Origin of the sequence: Pseudomonas sp. I2, from assembly GCF_040984075.1 — a bacterium.
Taxonomy (GTDB): domain Bacteria; phylum Pseudomonadota; class Gammaproteobacteria; order Pseudomonadales; family Pseudomonadaceae; genus Aquipseudomonas; species Aquipseudomonas guariconensis_B.
Genome location: NZ_JBCGFQ010000031.1, coordinates 1 through 17,284 on the forward strand (window position 1 = coordinate 1; position 17,284 = coordinate 17,284).

Below are 17,284 nucleotides of genomic sequence, written 5' to 3' on the forward strand. Positions count from 1 at the left end.
ACCGCAGCCCTTGCGCCACAAGGCCTGCAGGGCAAGATCCACAAACTGGCACGGCTGTTGCCGATCCCTCGTCAGACGCCCCAACCCCTTGGGCCCGTTTGCAGGAGGGATTGACTCATGCACCGACCGATACCCCACCCGCTGGCAGTGGCGATCCTTGCCAGCATGCTCCAGCTACCGGCCCAGGCTGCGCTGTATGCGGTCGACCCGGGCCCCTACCTACCCGAGAACGGCAGGTTCGCCGCCTGGTACCAGGACACCCACGGCCGGACCCTCGACCTGTGCCTGTCCAAGGCCGTCAGCTCACGTGTCGGCGGCGCCCCCGGCGCACCGTCCTACATGTGCCCACTGACGCCGGCGCCGGGCGTGTTCGACGATACCCAGCCGATCCAGTTCCCTGGCAACTTCCCCGACGAAGCCTTCTGGTTCACCGCCGATGCCGAGATCGTCGATGCCGCCCGTGGCATCGAGTTGAGCTATGGCACGGCACTCGAGGCGGCGTTCAGCGTCGAGGAACCCATCGATGGCGACCAGATCAGCTTCGCCCGGGTGCGGATCCGCGTGGACGTGCCCGTGGCCGGTACCTACGTGGTCACCCACCCCTATGGCGTCGATGTGTTCGACGTGGAGACTCCCGGCCGCCGGGCGATCAACATGACCCGCGACCTGGGCATCGGCACCCCGCTCACCTACGACGGCGCGCTCACCGGTGACGTCGGGCCGTTCCTGCGCAGCGTCAATGGCCCCTACACCGAGACCAACCCGGTCACCGGCGCCAGCGAACGCTACATCGGCGACCCGAACCTCGAGGAGGCTGTCACCGGCAGCCCGTTCAACACCAACTACGTGCGCATCGAGGGCCCCAACGGCCTGGACCTGCGCACCGAGCTGTTCGCCGTCTCCGGCAAGCTCTCCGAGGTGCACCGGCCGACCCCGTTGCTGCCGCTGCGCAGCACCTACTCGCGGCACAGCGAGAACGGCGACCTGCGCGCCCAGCAAGATGTCTTCGTCATGGCCCCACCCCAGCCGGCCAGCGTCACCCTCACCAGCCAGACACCCAACCTGACCCTGACCGAAGCCAACAGCACCGGTGCCTGGTACGCCCAGTCGGCGCTCAACCCGAGCCTGCCCACCACCCTGGTGGTCAACGCCGACAACAGCGTGGCCATCCCCACCAGCAGCGCCACCAGCGCCAACCTGCCACTGACCGACCTGGTGACCATCAGCCGCGCCGAATACAGCCTGGCCAGCGGCCAGCTGACCCTGGTGGCCAGCAGCAGCGACGAAACCAGCCCGCCCGCCCTCACCGCCCATACCGGCAACGGCGCCCTGATCGGCAGCCTCTCCGGCAACGGCGCGGTGAAGACTCTCACCACCGGGCTCTCGCCGATCCCCCCGGCCAAGGTGCAAGTCACCAGCGCCCACGGTGGCAGCGACAGCGAAGACGTGGTGCTGGTGCCATGAACAGACAAAGGCTCCGCCTTCAAGGAGGCAGCATGAACACTTGGCCACGCCGGGCGCTATGCGCCGCCGGGCTCTCCTTCACCCTCTCCGGCGTGGCCTGGGCCGCGCTCTCCGAGGTCGATCCAGGCCCCTACACCCTGGCCACCGGGCGCTACCCGATGTGGTACAAGGACTCCACCGACCTGTCCCTGGAACTGTGCCAGTCGCGGGCGATCAGCTCGCGGGCGCCCGGCACCCCGGCAGCGCCGAACTACATGTGCATGCTCGCCGCCGAGCCAGGCTACGACGACAGGCTGCCGATGGTGTTCCCGGACAACTGGCCCTCGGAGCTGTTCTGGTTCCTGGCCGAGACCGAGATCCCGCAGGTGGGCAACAGCGGCTACGAGCTGGAGGTCTACGTCGCAGGCCTGGAGGCGGCCTTCGCCTCCGAGGTGCCGGTCGATGGCGACCAGCAGAGCTTCGCCCGCATCCGCATCCGCGCCACGATCCCACGCACCGGCGTCTACACCATCACCCACCCCTACGGGGTCGAGACCATCAACGTCACCTCCACCGGCCGACGCGCGATCAACATGACCCGCGACATCGGCATCGGCGGCCCGGGCAACTTCACCGGCGCGCTCAACGGCAACCTCGGGCCGTTCCTGCGCAGCGTCGACGGGCCCTACACCGAAGTCAACCCGGACACCGGTGCCACCGAGACCTTCGTCGGCGACCCGAACATCACCCAAGCCGTCACCGGCAGCCCATTCAACACCAACTTCGTGCGTATAGAAGGCCCGGCCGGGACCATCCAGACCAACCTCTTCACCGTCTCCGGCAAGGTCCTCGACGCACGTGCCCAGACCCCGGTGGAGCTGCAGCGCGCCACCTACCAGCGCAATGCCGCCGGGACCCGCGTCGAGCTGTTCGCCAAGGCACCGAACAGCGCCAGCCTGTGCATGCGCAACGGCCTGGAGCTGATCGGTACGCCGCCCTCGCCCTGCCAGTTCAACCTGCTGACCGACAACAACGGGCTGTTCTTCAGCCAGCAACTGAGCCAGGCCGCACCGCCTGCGGTGGTGGTGGTCACCGCCAGCAGCAGCACCGGTGCCACCCGCCCAACGTCGTTGTCGAGCACCCTCAGCGACGTGGTGAAGATTCGTACCGCGCGCTACGACTGGGCCAACAAGCGCCTGGTCATCGAGGCCAGCTCCAGCGATGAAGTGCAGGTCCCGGACCTGGTCGCCCAGGGCTATGGTCGCCTGTCCAAGGCCGGTACCCTGCAGAGCCTGACGGTCAATGACCTCGCCCAGCCACCTGCCAGCGTCACCGTCAAGTCCGCCGCCGGCGGCAGCGACGTCGAGCCGGTGGTGGTGGTCGGCAGCGCGCCGGTGGAAGCCGAGAACCAGCCGCCGCTGGCCCAGCCCGACAGCGGCAGCACCAGCGTCGGCGTCCCCGTGACGCTCAACCTGCTGGCCAACGACAGCGACCCGGACGGCAACCTGCCACTGAGCATCGCCGACCTGACCCAGCCCGGTACCGGCCTCGGCTCGGTGGTACTCAACGGCAGCACCGCGGTGACCTACACCCCGCCGCCCGGTGCCACCTCGCCACTGGTGGCCACCTTCAGCTATCGCGCCCAGGACGCCAAGGGCCTGAAGTCGGAGCCGGCCACCGTGACCGTCAATGTCGCGCCCAACCAGCCGCCGACGGCAGTGCCGGACAGCGTCGCGACCCTGGGCGTGCCGCTGACCATCGACGTGCTGGCCAACGACAGCGACCCGGAAGGCAACCTGCCGCTGAGCGTGGCCAGCGTCACCCAGCCACCGGCCGGCCGAGGCACGGTCAGCACCGATGGCAGCGTGGTCACCTACACACCGCCGGGCACCGTCACCGCCCCGTTCAGCACCAGCTTCACCTACGTGGCGCGCGATGCCCTGGGGGCGCTCTCCGGCAGCGGCACGGTTACCGTGCAGGTGTCGCCACGCCCGGCCCAGGAGACCTTCACGGTCACCGCGGCCAGCGTCACGGCGCGCTCCAACAACCGCTTCAACTGGGATATCAGCGGCACGTCGTCGGTGACCACCGGCAACACCGTCACGGTGCAGGTGACCACCCCGAACGGCCTGGTGACCCTGGGCAGCGTCGCAGTGCCGATCACCGGCCGCTGGCGCCTGGCGGTGAGCAACAGCACCACGGTGATCCCGACGGCCAACCCGACGGCGATCATCCGCAGCAGCCAGGGCAGCGAACGCACCGTGCCGGTGAACGTGCAGTAGCCAAGGCCAGGGAGAGACGCCATGCAACGCCTGTATCCACTGCTGCTCGGCCTGGCCCTGGTGGGCCAGGCCATCCCGCCCGGCTGGGCCGATGACCTGATGGACAACGCCGACCTTGCCGCCGGCAACGACCTCGGCGAGCCGTCGATCGTCCGCCTGCTGCCGGCCGGCGCCGGCCAGTTGGCGGTGATCGAGCAGCAGGGCACGGGCAACCGCGCCGCCCTCGACCAGAACGGCCAGGCCCTGCTGGGCCGCATCGTCCAGGCCGGGGGCGCGCAGGAGGCGTTCATCCTGCAGGAAGGCAGCGACCTGATGGCGTCGATCACCCAGCAGGGCCAAGGCAACAGCGCGTCGATCCAGCAGCGTGGCAGCCGCAACAGCGCGTCGATCGAACAGATCGGCGACTACAACACGGCCAACATCGAACAGCACGGCAGCGGGCTCACCAGCGCCGTGACCCAGGCCGGCAACGGCCAGCAGATTCACATCACCCAATACCGATAGACCTGGAGGCACCATCATGTTCAAGCTCGCTCCCCTAAGCGCCGCCATCGTGCTGGCCCTGGCCGGCCAGGTCATGGCCGACGACAGCACCTCGACCCAGACCCAGCAGGGCAACGAGAACATCGCCGAGGTCCTGCAGAGCCTCGCGCCCTTCGCCTCGGCCACCCAGCACCAGACCGGCCAGGGCCACAACCACATGGCCGTGCAGGACAACAGCACCAGCGACATCCAGCAGAGCGCCACCGGCTCGTACAACGCCGGCTACGGCGAACAGCTGTACGAGAACGGCAGCCAGATCACCCAGCAGTCCAGCGGCACCCTCAACGACAATTTCGCCAGCCAGTCGATCGGCGAGAACAACCAGTCCCTGCAGGCCCAGCAAGGCACCGGCAACGTCTCGCTGGTGTTCCAGGACACCCAGGTGGGCAGCCAGGCCACCACCCAGCAATGGGGCAGTGGCAACGAGGCGGTCGTCGAACAGTTGTTCGGCGGCACCAACAACCGCAGCCTGATCATGCAAGGCGGCAGCGGCAACTTCGCCGCCGCCGAGCACCTGAGCCACCAGGACGGCGACATCCAGATCTACCAGGACGGCTCGGCCAACTGGGCCTACGGCGACCAGCGCGACGGCCTGGGCGGCACCATCGGCATCCTGCAGTACGGCACCGGCAACTCCATGGAGGTCTGGCAAGACAACCAGAACGCCAGCCAGGCCGCCGTGTACCAGCAAGGCCAGCTCAACGAAGGCTACATCGACCAGAGCTTCGGCCAGGCCAACACCGCCAGCCTGACCCAGAACGGCCAGCGTAACGCCAGCTGGTCGGATCAGTACGAGACCACCCAGTCGGTGACCAGCATTTCCCAGAACGGCAGCGACAACCTGCACTTCACCTACCAGACCGGTGACAACCACAGCCTGAGCATCACCACCACCGGCAATGGCAACAAGATCATGGCCAGCAACTGGAAGGGCGAGAAACCCGGCGGCCAGTTCGGCAGCGGCCAGCGTGCCGAGATCAACCAGACCGGCACCGGCAACGGCGTCAACCTGACCCAGGACGGCATGAACCAGCTGGCCCAGTTGAACCAGAAAGGCACCGGCAACCAGATGCAGACCAACCAGGTCGACAGCAACAACGAGCTGTACTTCGAGCAGAACGGCAGCGACAACCTGCTGATCGCCGACCAGCGCGGCAGCGACAACTACGCCACGGGCCTGAGCGCCGGCAGCGGCAACGCCATCACCCTCGAGCAGTCCGGCTATGGCAACCAGAGCTACACCTACCAGCTGTACGGCAGCGGCAACGAAGCCACCATCAAGCAGGCCGATGGTGTCAACGTCGCCTTCGTGACACAGGGAGGCAACGCCAACCTGGCCTTCGTCGACCAGAGCGGCGCCAACCAGACCGCCACCATCACCCAGTACGGCAACGCCAACCTGGCGACCGTGACCCAGCAATAACCCCCTCCCCCTTGGACCGCGGTGTGCTTCTCCCTGGCGCCGCGGTTCCTTTTTGTCCCTCTCCCCCCGTCGGCAAGCCCACCCAAGTCAGCACCGCAGTGAACCTTTGTGAGAAGGCTTATCCACGAAAAGCCCCACAACGCTACAATGGCCAGACCTCCGACCCGTGCCAGCACCATGATCCAGTCCGACCTCGACCTGTTCGGCCCCCAGCCGCAACGCCTGGCCAGCCAGACCGTGCTGCTGCCCGGCTTCGCCGTGCCCGAGGTCGAGGCGCTGCTCGACGCCTTGCGCCCGGTCCTGCGCGCCGCGCCCTTCCGGCACATGCGCACCCCGGGCGGCCTGCACATGGCGGTGGCCTTGACCAACTGCGGGTCGCTGGGCTGGGTGAGTGACGAAAAGGGCTATCGCTACAGCCCGACCGACCCGGTCAGCGGCCAACCCTGGCCCGCCCTGCCGCCGATACTGCTCGACCTGGCCGGCCGCGCTGCGGCCACTGCCGGCTTCGACGGTTTCGTCCCGGACGCCTGCCTGGTCAACCACTACCTGCCCGGCACCCGCCTGAGCCTGCACCAGGACCGTGACGAAGCGGACTTCGGCCAACCGATAGTGTCGATCTCGCTAGGCTTGCCGGCGGTGTTCCTGTTCGGTGGGCTGCAACGGTCGGACCGGCCCCGGCACATACCGTTGGGCCACGGCGACGTGCTGGTCTGGGGCGGCGAAGATCGCCTGCGCTTTCACGGTGTGCTACCAATCAAGCCAGGCGTGCATCCACGCCTGGGCGAGCGGCGGATCAACCTGACGTTGCGCAAGGCGGGTTGATCCCCTATCGACTCAGTCTCGTTGGCCACCAGGCTCGGAAACGCGCATGCCTCCCCGTGTTTTGCAGCACCGCTCGATTTTTGGCAGGAAGAACTTTGAAACTGAGCCTCCAGACCAAAAAAGTAAAAAAACCGGGTCGGACTTCTCCGACCCGGCGAGGTTACTCAGCTTGCCACGGCGCAGGTTTCCGCCTGTCCTACCGAGACGCTGATTTGCTGTCCATTCACTGGGCTGGACTGGCTTACAGCCAGAAGCCACCTACTCCTACTGATTCTGGCTCAGGTACTTCTCCAACACCGCCTTGTCGCCCCCGCCGTCCCCCGCCACCTGCCACAGCCGCCGCTCGATACCTTGCGCCAAAAGGTGCCCCACCGCCGCCTCGATCGCCGAGAGCACGCACAGTTGGGCCGGTTCGTTGGTGGTGTAGCCCACCTCGGCCTCGAGCAGTTCCTTGAACTCGATGAACTTGAACACCCCGGCGCTGCGCCCGACCGAGTAGATGGTCTTGCTGGTCATGACGTTGGCCAGCACCTGCCCGGTGCGCACGTCGACCGCGCGCAGGTTGACGGTGACCTGGTCGACCCGGTACTCGCGGGAGGCGCCGATGCCCAGATAGCGGGCGCCCTCCCCGCCGCTGCGTACATTGGTGTCGTAGGCGATGATGCCGCCCTCGAGCATCAGGTTGGCGGCCTGCAGCGGTGGCAGCTCGCTCTGGATGTTGGGCGCGACGTCGGGCTTCTTCTGCGAGGCACGGATGATCTTGCGCTCGGTCAGCAGGTTCTGCAGGCCTTCGCGTTCGAGCACCACGAACCAGCCGCTGGCATTGAGGGCATCCATCAGCATGCTCGCCGCGCCCTGGGTGACGCTGGTGGAGAACGAACTGGCCGGGGTCGGCTTGTACTGCCCGGTCTGGTCGCGAAAGCCGTACACCACCGCCATCAGCCGTCCCTTGGGCCGTGGCATGTTCAACAGGTCGTAGTAGGTGGAAGCCCGAGGCGTCAGGGTCGGCGTCTCGGTGTCCTGTTCGGCGGGCATCGGCTCGCGCAGGCCGCAGCCTTGCAAGGTGGCGAGGATCAGCAGTGTGCTCAGCAGGCGTTTCATGGTCGTTCTCCCCTATTGACCCGTCCCTCTCAGGGGTTCAGGCCGCTGACCTCGATGATCGAGACTTCGCCTGTGGCACGGTCGGTGACCTTGATGCTCAAGGCGCCGGAATCGTCGATGACGTCGATCAGGAATGAGTCGGTGGACATGCTGCCGGTGGTGCCGTTGCTGATGTTGTCCAGCAACTGCGACAGCAGCCGCGACTCGAGCTGGTTGCTGAAGCGCTCCAGGGCCGAGGTGCCGCTGAACGAGGTACGCTTCTTCAGGTCTGGGTCGTCGTAGTCGTTCTGCGCCTGGGCGTTGTTCAACAGCCAGGTGCCGTTGAGCGGGTTGCCGCCGAACGCCGGGTTGACCGGCGTGTACACCAGCTCCGTGGCCTGGGCCAGGCCCGCGGCGGCGCCGGCCAGCAGGCAGGCGGCGATACAACGGGGAATGCGGTTGTTCATAGCTCGTCCCTCTCCAGATCGGTGGTGTCCTGTAGCAGGCGCTGCAGCTTGCGCTGGATGATCTGCTGCTTGACCAGGTCGGCGGCCGCGACGGCCTCGTCTTTGAGTTGCGTGGTGTTGGGCGGCAGGAAGCGCCGGTACAGCACCTCGCGTTCGTACTCCACCGTCACCAGGCTGCCCCAGCGGGCATCGGGGCGCTCGCGCACCACCAGGTTGAAATCCAGGCGGCTGGTGGCGCGCAGGCGGTCGGTGAAGGCGTTGTAGAAGTCGTGGCCGATGTGCGAGATGGTGTGGTCGACGATGAAACCCATCATCTCGTCCTCGGCACTGGCGCGGGCCGCACCGTTGGGCAAGGCGCCCAGCAACAGGCACAGCCAGCCGATCATGACCAGGCGTTTCATGGCGTATCTCCCGGGCCGGCATGACGGAACGTGGCGTTGCCACCCTCGGCGAAGGCCTGCTCGGCGACGAACTGCCAGTCGCTGTAGTGCTCCAGCCCTTCGAACGCGGACCACTGGGCGTCGAAGCCGGCGCGCTTGTGCGGCGTGGCATCCGAGCGGCTGTGCACGCCGGTGATGCGGCCATCGATCGAGCGCAGCAGGCCCCAGTCGTCGCTGCCCTCGATCGGGTCCGGGTAGAGCCTGCGGATATGCCGTTTCGGCGAGGGAAAACGGTTGTCCTCCAGCAACTCGCGCAGCTCCTGGGGGTACTGGGCCAGGCCCGGTGAGGCCCGGTAGTAACTGCGCAGGGCCTGGGCGTACTGGCCGCCGACCCACAGCAACTGGCGCTCACGCTCGCGCTGGGCGGTCGCCGACCAGAGGCTGCCGCTGGCGGCCAGGGCCAGGCTGCCGACCGCGATCAGCAAGAGCACGCCCAGGTAGGTGAAGCCCGCGCAGGCCTTACCATTGGGCATAGAGGCTGCCATCACGCGCCCTCCCGGTTGCTCCGCTCTTGATATCGGCCACACCGCCAGCCACGCCCTCGGGCGGCGGCACCAGTTGCCAGGCATCGCTGCGCTCGGTGATCGGGTCGACCGGCGTATTGCGCAGGTAGCGCGCCTCCACCAGTTGCTCCAGCGACTCGGGGTAGCTGCCGGTGTCGCCGTAGTAGTGGTCCAGGGCCTCGCGCAGCACCGCCAGGCTCTGGCGCAGGGTCGCCTCGCGGGAGGCCTCCAGGCTGTCGAAGTAGCGCGGCATGGCGATGGTCATCAGGGTGGCGATGATCGCCATCACCACCAGCAGTTCGATCAAGGTGAAACCCAGGCTACGTTTCATCGCCGTCACCATTGCCCGTAGGGGATGCCGTTGAGGCCCTTGCCGCGGGCCCGGGAATACACGTCGAACACGTCCTCGCCCTGGCGCGGGTCGTCGGCGCTGCTGTCGTAGGCGCGCAGGCCCCAGCCGCCCTGGTCGTCGTCCTTGGCCGCGAGCAATGGGTCGCGGGGGATACGGCGCAGGAAGTAGAACTTGGCACCCTTGGCGCTGCGCACGTCACGCACGCCGTCCACCAGCACCTGCAGGTTCGGGGGGTAGCCGCTGGCATTGAGGCGCTTCTCGATGTAGCCGGCGTCGAAGGCGCGCTTGTAGGCATCGATGGCGTCGCGGATCTGGTACAGCGCCTCGCGCAGTTGCTGTTCCTTGTTGCGGCGCACCACGGTCTCGGTCAAGGGCGCGGCCATGCTGGCGAGCAGCCCGAGCAGCGCCAGGGTCAGCACCACCTCGATCAGGCTGAAACCACGCTGCGGGCGTTTCATGGCCGTGGGCTCCGGGTGGGCGGCACGACGGCCATCTGGCCTTCGGCCAACGGCGCGTCGGCGGGCGCATCGAGCGGAGCCTCGGCCGGCAGCCCGCCCGAGGGCAGCGGCTGGGCCAGTTGGCGTACCTGCAGGCTGGACTCGGTACCGGTGGCGAACTCCATGTCCGACGGGCTCTGATACGGCAGGTTGCGCACGATGCGCGGGGTGATCGCCAGCACCAGTTCGGACTTGCTCATGTCGTCGCGATGACTACCGAACAGCCGGCCCAACCCAGGGATGTCGCCCAGGCCTGGGATCTTGTTGCCGTTGGAGCTGTGATCGTTGCGTACCAGGCCGGCCAGCACCTGAGTCTCGCCATCGTGCAGGCGCAGGCTGGTCTGGGCATTGCGGGTGTCGACCTGGACCGGGATGGTGCCCTGGCGGGTCGGCTCCAGGGGCGTGGCATTGCTCACCTCCAGGGCCACCTTGATCGCCACCTCGTTGTTCAGGTGCACGGTGGGCTGCACTTCGAGCTTGAGGCCCACATCCAGGTAGGTGATGCTCTCGGTGATCACCGGGCCCTGGGTCGAAGGCACCGAGGTGGCGCTGACGATCGGCACCCGCTGGCCGATGTGGATGCGCGCCTGCTCGCGGTTGCTGACACGGATCACGGGGCTGGCCAGGGTGTTGATGCCCTTGTCCGCGGCATTGATCTTGGCCTGGGGTGCCGGGCCGATGCTGATGCGGCTGGAGTTGATGCCGCGCAACTGGTCGAGCACGCTGACCGGGTTGCCCTGGTCGTTGAGCACGCCGAAGGTGTTGGGCCATTGCAGGCCGAGGTCGAGGATGCGCGAGCGGGCCACCTCCATCACCTCGACTTCCAGTACCACCTCGGGGTTGGACTGGTCCTGCGACTGCAGCAGCTTCTCGGCCATGCGCACGGCGTCGGGGGTGTCGCGCATGGTCAGGGTGTTGAGGCGCTCGTCGACGAACACGTCGCGGGTCTTGAGCATGGTCTTGAGCATGTTCAGCGCGGTGTTGGCGTCGATGCTGGTCAGGTAGAAGGTGCGCATGACCAGTTCCTGGTAGTCCTTGGTCTTCTGCGGCGACGCGGGGTAGATCAGCAGGGTGTTGTCGTTGACGATCTTCTGGTGCAACTGGTTCTGCTCCAGCAGCAGGGCCACGGCGTCCTCGATGCGCACCTCGCGCACGAAAATGGTGGCCTTCATGTCGGGGCGCAGGTCCTTGTCGAAGATGAAGTTGATGCCGGCCACCTGGGCCAGCACCTCGAAGATGGTCTTGAGGTTGGCGTCGCGGAACTCCAGGGTCACCGGCCGCTCCAGCTTGCTGCGCAGTTGCGGGAACGGCTGGGCGGTACGCGCCTGGACGTTCTCGATGTCGCTGCGCAGGATGATGCCCTTCTGGTTCTGCGGGTCCAGGCGCAGCACTTCGCGCATGTGGCGCTCGGCACCGAACAGGTCGCCCTGACGCAGCGCCGCCTGGCCCAGGGCGACGCGCTCATCGAGGGTACGCATCAACTCCAGCTGGCGGATACCTTCCTGGGCGCGGCGGTTGTTCGGCTCGATGGTCAGCACTCGGCCATAGCCCATGCGCGCACCGCTGAAGTCATGGCGGCTACGGTCGCTGTCGGCCTGGGCCAGCAGGGCCTCGACCGCGCGCTGGCGGCCATGGGCCAGGGCGATGTTCAGCTCGGTGTCGCGCGGTTTGTCGCGCAGTGCCTCTTCCAGGCGGGCGATGCCGGCCTCGTACTGCCCTTCCTTGAACAGCGCGTCGCTGTCCTTGCGCACGGCGCTCGAGCCACAACCGGCCAAGGCCACGCACAGGGCCAGGAGCATGAACGGAGCAGGCTTGCACGACTTCGATGGCTTCATGGTGCGCTCCCGACAAACAGCGTCTGTGGCTGGTGCAGTGGCAGATAGACCAGGCTCAGCTCGGTGGCCGAGACGTGGTCGAGGCGGTAGGTGTCGTCGATGACGTCGCCCTGGCGCACGACGTAGAGCTTCTCGCCGTTCTGCAGGAACACCTGCAGGTCATCGCGATCGCCCAGGCGGCCGACGAACTGGAACGGCAGCGTCGGCGCGGTGGGCGCGACGGCGGCCACCGGGGCGGCGATCACAGGGCGTTCGGTCACGCTGGCCAGGACCTTGGGCTGGCTCCATTGCTGCACCGGGAACAGGTTTCGTGGGGCCTGGGCCGGCCCTGTCACGGCGCCTCGACGCCCCGACGAGCGCTCGCCCACGGGTTCAGCGGCGCCCACGACGCCTGTGGGAGCGGGCTTGCCCGCGAAGGGAACGACGCTGTCTTCCTGGCCGAACCAGTGCCCCGGCGCCCAGGCCAAGGCAGCGCTCAAGCCCAGAAAGCCCATCCACATCACCACGCGCTGAGTGTTCATCACGACCTCGACAGGTAGAGGGTCATGCGCAGGCGGCCATTGAGCTCGCCGTCGCCGATGCGCTTGCGTTGCAGCTCCAGGTCCTCCAGCACCAGAGTCGGCAGCGCGCCGGGCAATGCCTGGAGAAAGCCACGGATCTGTGGGTAGCTGCCGCGCACCGGCAGGACGATCTGGTAGCGCGCCAGCCGGGTCTTGGGATCGATGCCCAGGGCGTATTCACCACGGGCCAGGCTGATGCGCTCGGCACTGGCCAGGCGGTACAAGCGCTCGATCAGTTCGCTGGCCTGGGGCTGGCCGGGCAGTTGCCGGCGCAAGCCATCCAGCACCTGTTGCTCGGGCTTGGCCGCCACCTTCAGTTCGCCACGCTGCAGGCGCTGGACCTGCACACGGGCATCCGCCTCGCTGGCGCGCAGCTCGCGCACGGCCTGCCACTGGGGCAGTACCCAGGCACAGGCGACGAACAGCGCCAGCAGCGCCACCAGCACCGCGCCGAGGCCGGCCCGGCCCAGGCGAGCCAGGTGTTCATGGACGATCAGGCTAGGGACGTGCATGGCCGGTCTCCCAGGTGGCGGTGAGGTTGAAGCGCACCGGACGCTCGGGCTGGCCAGACACCACCTCGTGGTTGAGCAGCGAGACATCGTGCAACTCGGCGCTGCGCTCCAGGCGCTGGTGGTACTGCAGCATGGCCTCCAGGTTGCGCGCCTCGGCGGCGATGCGGACCTGGCCCTTGCGTGCATCGGGGGTGAGGCTGAGCAAGGCGACGTCTTCCTGGGGCTGGGCTTCGAGCATGGCGAACAGTTGCTCCCAGGGCCGTTGCAACTGCTGCGAGACGTGGCGCATCTGCGCCAGTTGCTCGGCCTGCTCGCGGCTGGCGGCGCTGCTCTGCGGCGCGGCGGTGGCCGGGCGGCGGCCGAGCTGCTGCTCAAGCTGGTGCACCCGGGCCTCCAGGTCCAGTTGCTCGCCTTGCAGCCGTTGCTGCACCAGCACCAGCAGTGCCAGGGCGCAGCAGCCCAGGGCCAGCAACGCCCAGGCCAGCGGGCTGCTGCGCCGGGGCTGGAATTCCAGGTCCAGGCGGCGCATGTCAGGCCACCGCCCGCCACATGGCGCACAGCGGGTCGCTGTCACCCGCCGGCGGGCACAGCTGCACCGCCGCCAGTTGTGGCACCTGCTCACGCCCCGGGGCGTGCAGGTAGATGCGCGGCAGGCGCTCGCCATACAGCTCGCAGGTGCGCTCGATCAAGGCCTGCAAGGCCTGGTCGTTGTCGGCGCAGCCCTGGGCCAACACTTGCTGCCAGGCGCCTCCGGCCGCCAGCAACAGCACGCTGCGGCGCGGCTCGGCGAGGACGAACAGGAAGTCGCCCTGCTCCAGCTGGGCCAGGCTGCGGTTGTAGGCGGCCATCAGGTACGGCTGCACCGAACGCAGGCGCAGCCGGCTCTCCTGGCCTAGCGCCTGCAGCCCCTGCAGCAGGCCCTCGGGCAACGCCGTGGCGATGCGCGCAACCCCCGCCGGCTCCGCCGACAACACGATGCGCCAGTCGTCCAGGGGCTGGCCGTAGAGGTGCTCGAAGCAGGCCCGGGCATAGGCATCCCGCTCCCGTGGATGGCCAATGGCGTCGCTCCAGGGGACCAGGCAAAAACGGCTGTAGCGGGCCGACAGCAAGACCCGCAACTGGGCACCGCGTACGCCCTGCTCGGCCAGCAGCGCGGCCAGCGCCTCCAAGGGCGCGACCCAAGCCGGCTGGCCGGCTGCGCAGGCGAAGCTGCGGCTGCCCAGCCACTGGTGTTGACGTGCGTGCCAGCGACCCAGGCCGACACCCTCGGCGCCGAGCACGGCGCAATAGCGATCAGGCGATAAAGGTGACACGGTTGATCTCCTCGAGTGTGGTGCGGCCTTCGCGGACCAGGTCCAGGGCCGAGGCGCGCAGCAGGCGCAGGCCGCGCTGGCAGGCCAGCGCCTTGATCTGCGACAGGGGGCGACGTTCGACGATCATCTGCCGCAGGTCGTCGTCCAGGTGCAGCAGCTCGGCGATGGCGCTGCGTCCGCGATAACCACTGCCACGGCACTGGCCGCAGCCCTGGGCGCGGACGAAGATCCAGCCGCCGACGGCCGCCCGGGTGAGGCCCGAGGCGGCCAGGGTTTCGTCGCTCGGCGCGCAGGCCTGCGCACAGTGCGGGCAGGCCAGCCGGATCAGGCGCTGGGCCAGCACGGCGTTGAGCGCGGAAACGAAGCTGTAGGGGTCGACCTGCATCTGGCTGAAGCGGCCGATCACGTCGAAGACGTTGTTGGCATGGATGGTGGTGAACACCAGGTGCCCGGTGAGCGCCGACTGCACGGCGATCTGCGCGGTGTCGGGGTCTCGGATCTCGCCGACCAGGATCTTGTCCGGGTCGTGGCGCAGGATCGAGCGCAGACCACGGGCGAAGGTCAGGCCCTTCTTCTCGTTGACCGGGATCTGCAGCACCCCCGGCAGTTGGTATTCGACCGGGTCCTCGATGGTGATGATCTTGTCCACGCCGTGGTTGATCTCGCTGATCATGGCGTAGAGGGTGGTGGTCTTGCCGCTGCCGGTGGGGCCGGTGACCAGGATCATGCCGTAGGGTTCGGCGGCCAGGCGGCGCAAGGCGCGCAGGGTCTCGTCGGCGAACCCCAGGGCCTGCAGCTGTACGCCGCTGACCTGATCGGACAGGTCCTGCTTGTCGAGCACCCGCAGCACCGCGTCTTCGCCGAAGATGCTCGGCATGATCGACACGCGAAAGTCGATCTGCCGCTCGCCCAAGGCGACCTTGAAGCGGCCGTCCTGGGGCACGCGCTTCTCGCCGATGTCCAGCTCGGCCATGACTTTGATGCGCGAGATGACCTGTTCGGCGAAGGCGCTGCCGCTGGCCTTGCCAGCCCCATTGAGCACGCCGTCGATGCGGTACTTGATGGTCAGGCCCTGGCCAGTCATGCCCAGGTGGATATCGCTGGCGTGCTGCTTGAGGGCATCGTAGAGGGTCGAGTTGACCAGCTTGACCACCCGGCTCTGGTCTTCGCTGATGCTGGCCAGGGACAGGCGCTGCAGCGGGTCGGCTTCGGCGCCGGGCTCGGCGTCCTGGCCGAGGGCGTCGATGGCGTGGAAGCTCTCCTCCTGGCGCGCCAGGAAGGCGGCCAGGTCCGCGGCATGGGCCAGGTACAGCGGCGCGCCCTGCAGGCAATCGTCGATCCAGGCCAGGCGGGCGTTGTCGAACGGGTCGGCGAATACGCCGATGACCTCGCCGCCACGCAGCACCTGGGCGAATTCACGTTTCAGGCACTGGGCCAGGCTGACCTGTTCGAAGACCGGCGTGCTGGCCAGCAGCCCCTGGCTGTCGAGCACCGGGAAATGCAAGGTGGCGCCCAGGCGCTGGGTGAAGGTGGCAGGGGTGTCGCCGGCAAGGCGTTCGAGGCAACTCAGCAGGCGCTCGTCACCGGCCTCGAGACGGGCCTGGGCGAGCAGTTCGCGGGGGTAGGCGCAAGGTTGAGACGTCGGCAGCGGCCCTTGCACGGGCGAGCCTGCTTCTACAGGGTATGCGTCGACGGCTGGATCGGTGGCTTCGGGCATGACCTGCGACTCCGCTCAGAGGGCGCGTCGCAGGCTGGTTCGGGAGTTCCAAAGTGGCCGCGGGCGCCGCTATTCCCCGGTGAGCAGTTGGTCGTCGTCAGGTTCGGGGGGCTTGGCGCCGTTGCGGCGGCGATCGGCCAGGACCCAGCTGCCATCGTACAACTGCAGGGGGAACGTCTCGTTCCTGTTCTGGCGTCGTTCGACGAAACCCTCGGCCTGTGTGTCCGCTGCCGCGCGCTGGCGCTCCATGCCCATCAGGTCGAACACCGCGCGGGCCAGCTCCGCCAACGGGAACGGCTTGAACAGGACATGGGTGACGCCAAGCTCGGCGGCCCGCTCACGGACCTCGGCGGTCGGGTGGGCGGTGATCAGCACGAAATGGCACTGCCTGTTCCTGCGCACGGTCTCCAGGACCTCGAACCCCTCCATATCGGGCAAGCGGTAATCCAGCACGATCACATCCGGCGCCAGGGCTGTGGCCTGGCCGATACCCGTGGCACCGTCATGGGCGACATGGACTTCCAGGCCTTGCGCCTGCAGGTAGGCCTGCAGGTTCTGTGCAAGGGTCTGCTCGTCATCGACTACCAATACTCTGTTCACCAAGGTCGACTCCCAAGAACTGCCCGGTTTCCCGGTCTGCGAAGTGCGGCCTCATACAGGCTTGAGCAGGCTTCGTGCCAGGCGTGAATAGTCATGTCGCACCGTTGTAAGTCATTGATCTGCTGGGTTGCCTCCACACTGTCCGGCGCATGCCAGGCAGGCTCCCCCCAGATGCGGGGAAACCTGATGGCCTTTTGCCCTGCGTTATTCCCCAGAAGTGGGGAAAGCCAGCTCGGAGGTGGGTCAGCGCGCCCGCTCCACCTGCGCCCCTTCACGCAGGCGTTGGCGCACCGACTGCCACGCCTGGGCCTGCAACTGCCCGACCAGCGCGGCCCTGGCCATGGCCAGGCCCTGTTCCCCTTCGACCGAAGCGTTATCACTTTGGTTCTGCGTCCCCTGCAGTCTTTGCCGATTCGCCTGATAGAAGGCCTCGACCTCGGCCTCGCTGGGCGCATCGATGGCGGTCAGCTGGGCGAACACCTGCTGGGCGGCCATCTCGTGACGAGTGTAGTCGGCGAACCCTGCCCTATCGAAGCCGGCCTCGGCCAGGCGGCGCTCGAACGCCGCGGCGCTGCCGAAGGCCCGTTCCAGCTGGTCGAGCCGCGCGGCCACCTGTGCCTCATCGACGACGATACCCCGCCGACCGGCCTCCTGCCACAGCAGCTCCTTGTCGATCAGCTCGTCCAGGGCCTGGTCGCGCAGGCGCTTGTACAGGCTCGGGCTGCGAATGCTGGCGAGCGCCCGCCCCTGTTCCTGGAGGTATTCACTGAAGTAGCGCTCCAGGCGCATGACGCTGATCTCCACGCCATTGACCCGCGCCGCCACCAAGTCGGCCCAGGCATTCGGCAGGCTACCGAGCAACAGGCACAGCAACAGGATTCGCATGGCGACCTCC

At 67.7% G+C, this 17,284-nt stretch carries 19 protein-coding genes; 5 read left to right on the plus strand and 14 right to left on the minus strand.

Annotated features, from left to right (window positions below; all coding sequences use genetic code 11):
• Positions 1–117: 117 nt before the first annotated feature.
• From WCE05_RS16665 to alkB, 5 genes are all read left to right on the plus strand, one after another.
• Positions 118–1,464: a hypothetical protein gene (locus tag WCE05_RS16665; protein WP_225790129.1), complete on the plus strand. Its 1,347-nt coding sequence runs from the start codon at positions 118–120 to the stop codon at positions 1,462–1,464.
• 32 nt (positions 1,465–1,496) lie between these two features.
• A complete protein-coding gene (locus WCE05_RS16670; protein ID WP_368816182.1) occupies positions 1,497–3,725 on the plus strand; it encodes an Ig-like domain-containing protein in 2,229 nt (742 codons plus the stop codon).
• 21 nt (positions 3,726–3,746) lie between these two features.
• The gene (locus WCE05_RS16675) at positions 3,747–4,229 is read left to right on the plus strand and encodes a curlin (protein WP_253080089.1); all 483 of its coding nucleotides are present in this window, start codon (positions 3,747–3,749) and stop codon (positions 4,227–4,229) included.
• A 16-nt stretch (positions 4,230–4,245) separates the two neighbouring features.
• Complete coding sequence (locus WCE05_RS16680; RefSeq protein ID WP_253080088.1) at positions 4,246–5,691, plus strand: curlin; 1,446 nt, start codon at positions 4,246–4,248, stop codon at positions 5,689–5,691.
• 177 nt (positions 5,692–5,868) lie between these two features.
• Positions 5,869–6,513 (plus strand): DNA oxidative demethylase AlkB, encoded by a 645-nt coding sequence (gene alkB / locus WCE05_RS16685; protein WP_253080087.1) that lies wholly within the window; start codon positions 5,869–5,871, stop codon positions 6,511–6,513.
• A gap of 264 nt (positions 6,514–6,777) precedes the next feature.
• Here the strand turns inward: alkB and WCE05_RS16690 are convergent, their stop codons facing one another.
• From WCE05_RS16690 to WCE05_RS16755, 14 genes are all read right to left on the minus strand, one after another.
• Positions 6,778–7,614, minus strand: a complete 837-nt coding sequence (locus WCE05_RS16690) for a CsgG/HfaB family protein (RefSeq protein ID WP_253080086.1) — start codon at positions 7,612–7,614, stop codon at positions 6,778–6,780.
• Positions 7,615–7,643: 29 nt separating this feature from the next.
• Positions 7,644–8,060, minus strand: a complete 417-nt coding sequence (locus WCE05_RS16695) for a curli assembly protein CsgF (RefSeq protein ID WP_225790119.1) — start codon at positions 8,058–8,060, stop codon at positions 7,644–7,646.
• A complete protein-coding gene (csgE, locus tag WCE05_RS16700) occupies positions 8,057–8,461 on the minus strand; it encodes a curli production assembly/transport protein CsgE (protein WP_225790118.1) in 405 nt (134 codons plus the stop codon). Before csgE ends, WCE05_RS16695 begins: the two co-directional genes overlap by 4 nt.
• Positions 8,458–8,985: a type II secretion system protein gene (locus WCE05_RS16705; RefSeq protein ID WP_368816183.1), complete on the minus strand. Its 528-nt coding sequence runs from the start codon at positions 8,983–8,985 to the stop codon at positions 8,458–8,460. The genes csgE and WCE05_RS16705 overlap by 4 nt, the downstream gene beginning before the upstream one ends.
• Positions 8,960–9,334, minus strand: a complete 375-nt coding sequence (locus tag WCE05_RS16710; RefSeq protein WP_253102347.1) for a type II secretion system protein — start codon at positions 9,332–9,334, stop codon at positions 8,960–8,962. The genes WCE05_RS16705 and WCE05_RS16710 overlap by 26 nt, the downstream gene beginning before the upstream one ends.
• A gap of 5 nt (positions 9,335–9,339) precedes the next feature.
• The gene (locus WCE05_RS16715) at positions 9,340–9,813 is read right to left on the minus strand and encodes a type II secretion system protein (protein WP_225790115.1); all 474 of its coding nucleotides are present in this window, start codon (positions 9,811–9,813) and stop codon (positions 9,340–9,342) included.
• The gene (locus WCE05_RS16720; protein ID WP_225790114.1) at positions 9,810–11,687 is read right to left on the minus strand and encodes a secretin N-terminal domain-containing protein; all 1,878 of its coding nucleotides are present in this window, start codon (positions 11,685–11,687) and stop codon (positions 9,810–9,812) included. The genes WCE05_RS16715 and WCE05_RS16720 overlap by 4 nt, the downstream gene beginning before the upstream one ends.
• A complete protein-coding gene (locus WCE05_RS16725; RefSeq protein WP_368816184.1) occupies positions 11,684–12,208 on the minus strand; it encodes a hypothetical protein in 525 nt (174 codons plus the stop codon). Before WCE05_RS16725 ends, WCE05_RS16720 begins: the two co-directional genes overlap by 4 nt.
• Positions 12,208–12,759: a type 4a pilus biogenesis protein PilO gene (pilO, locus tag WCE05_RS16730; protein WP_225790112.1), complete on the minus strand. Its 552-nt coding sequence runs from the start codon at positions 12,757–12,759 to the stop codon at positions 12,208–12,210. The genes WCE05_RS16725 and pilO overlap by 1 nt, the downstream gene beginning before the upstream one ends.
• Positions 12,746–13,288: a PilN domain-containing protein gene (locus WCE05_RS16735; RefSeq protein WP_253080083.1), complete on the minus strand. Its 543-nt coding sequence runs from the start codon at positions 13,286–13,288 to the stop codon at positions 12,746–12,748. Before WCE05_RS16735 ends, pilO begins: the two co-directional genes overlap by 14 nt.
• A 1-nt stretch (position 13,289) precedes the next feature.
• Entirely contained in the window at positions 13,290–14,072 is a 783-nt protein-coding gene (locus WCE05_RS16740) for a hypothetical protein (protein ID WP_225790110.1), read from the minus strand.
• On the minus strand, positions 14,053–15,789 hold the full coding sequence (locus WCE05_RS16745; RefSeq protein WP_368816185.1) for a GspE/PulE family protein: 1,737 nt from the start codon (positions 15,787–15,789) through the stop codon (positions 14,053–14,055). The genes WCE05_RS16740 and WCE05_RS16745 overlap by 20 nt, the downstream gene beginning before the upstream one ends.
• A gap of 69 nt (positions 15,790–15,858) precedes the next feature.
• A complete protein-coding gene (locus tag WCE05_RS16750) occupies positions 15,859–16,392 on the minus strand; it encodes a response regulator (RefSeq protein ID WP_225790108.1) in 534 nt (177 codons plus the stop codon).
• Between the two features lie 240 nt (positions 16,393–16,632).
• Positions 16,633–17,274 (minus strand): SurA N-terminal domain-containing protein, encoded by a 642-nt coding sequence (locus WCE05_RS16755; RefSeq protein ID WP_368816186.1) that lies wholly within the window; start codon positions 17,272–17,274, stop codon positions 16,633–16,635.
• Positions 17,275–17,284: the final 10 nt, after the last annotated feature.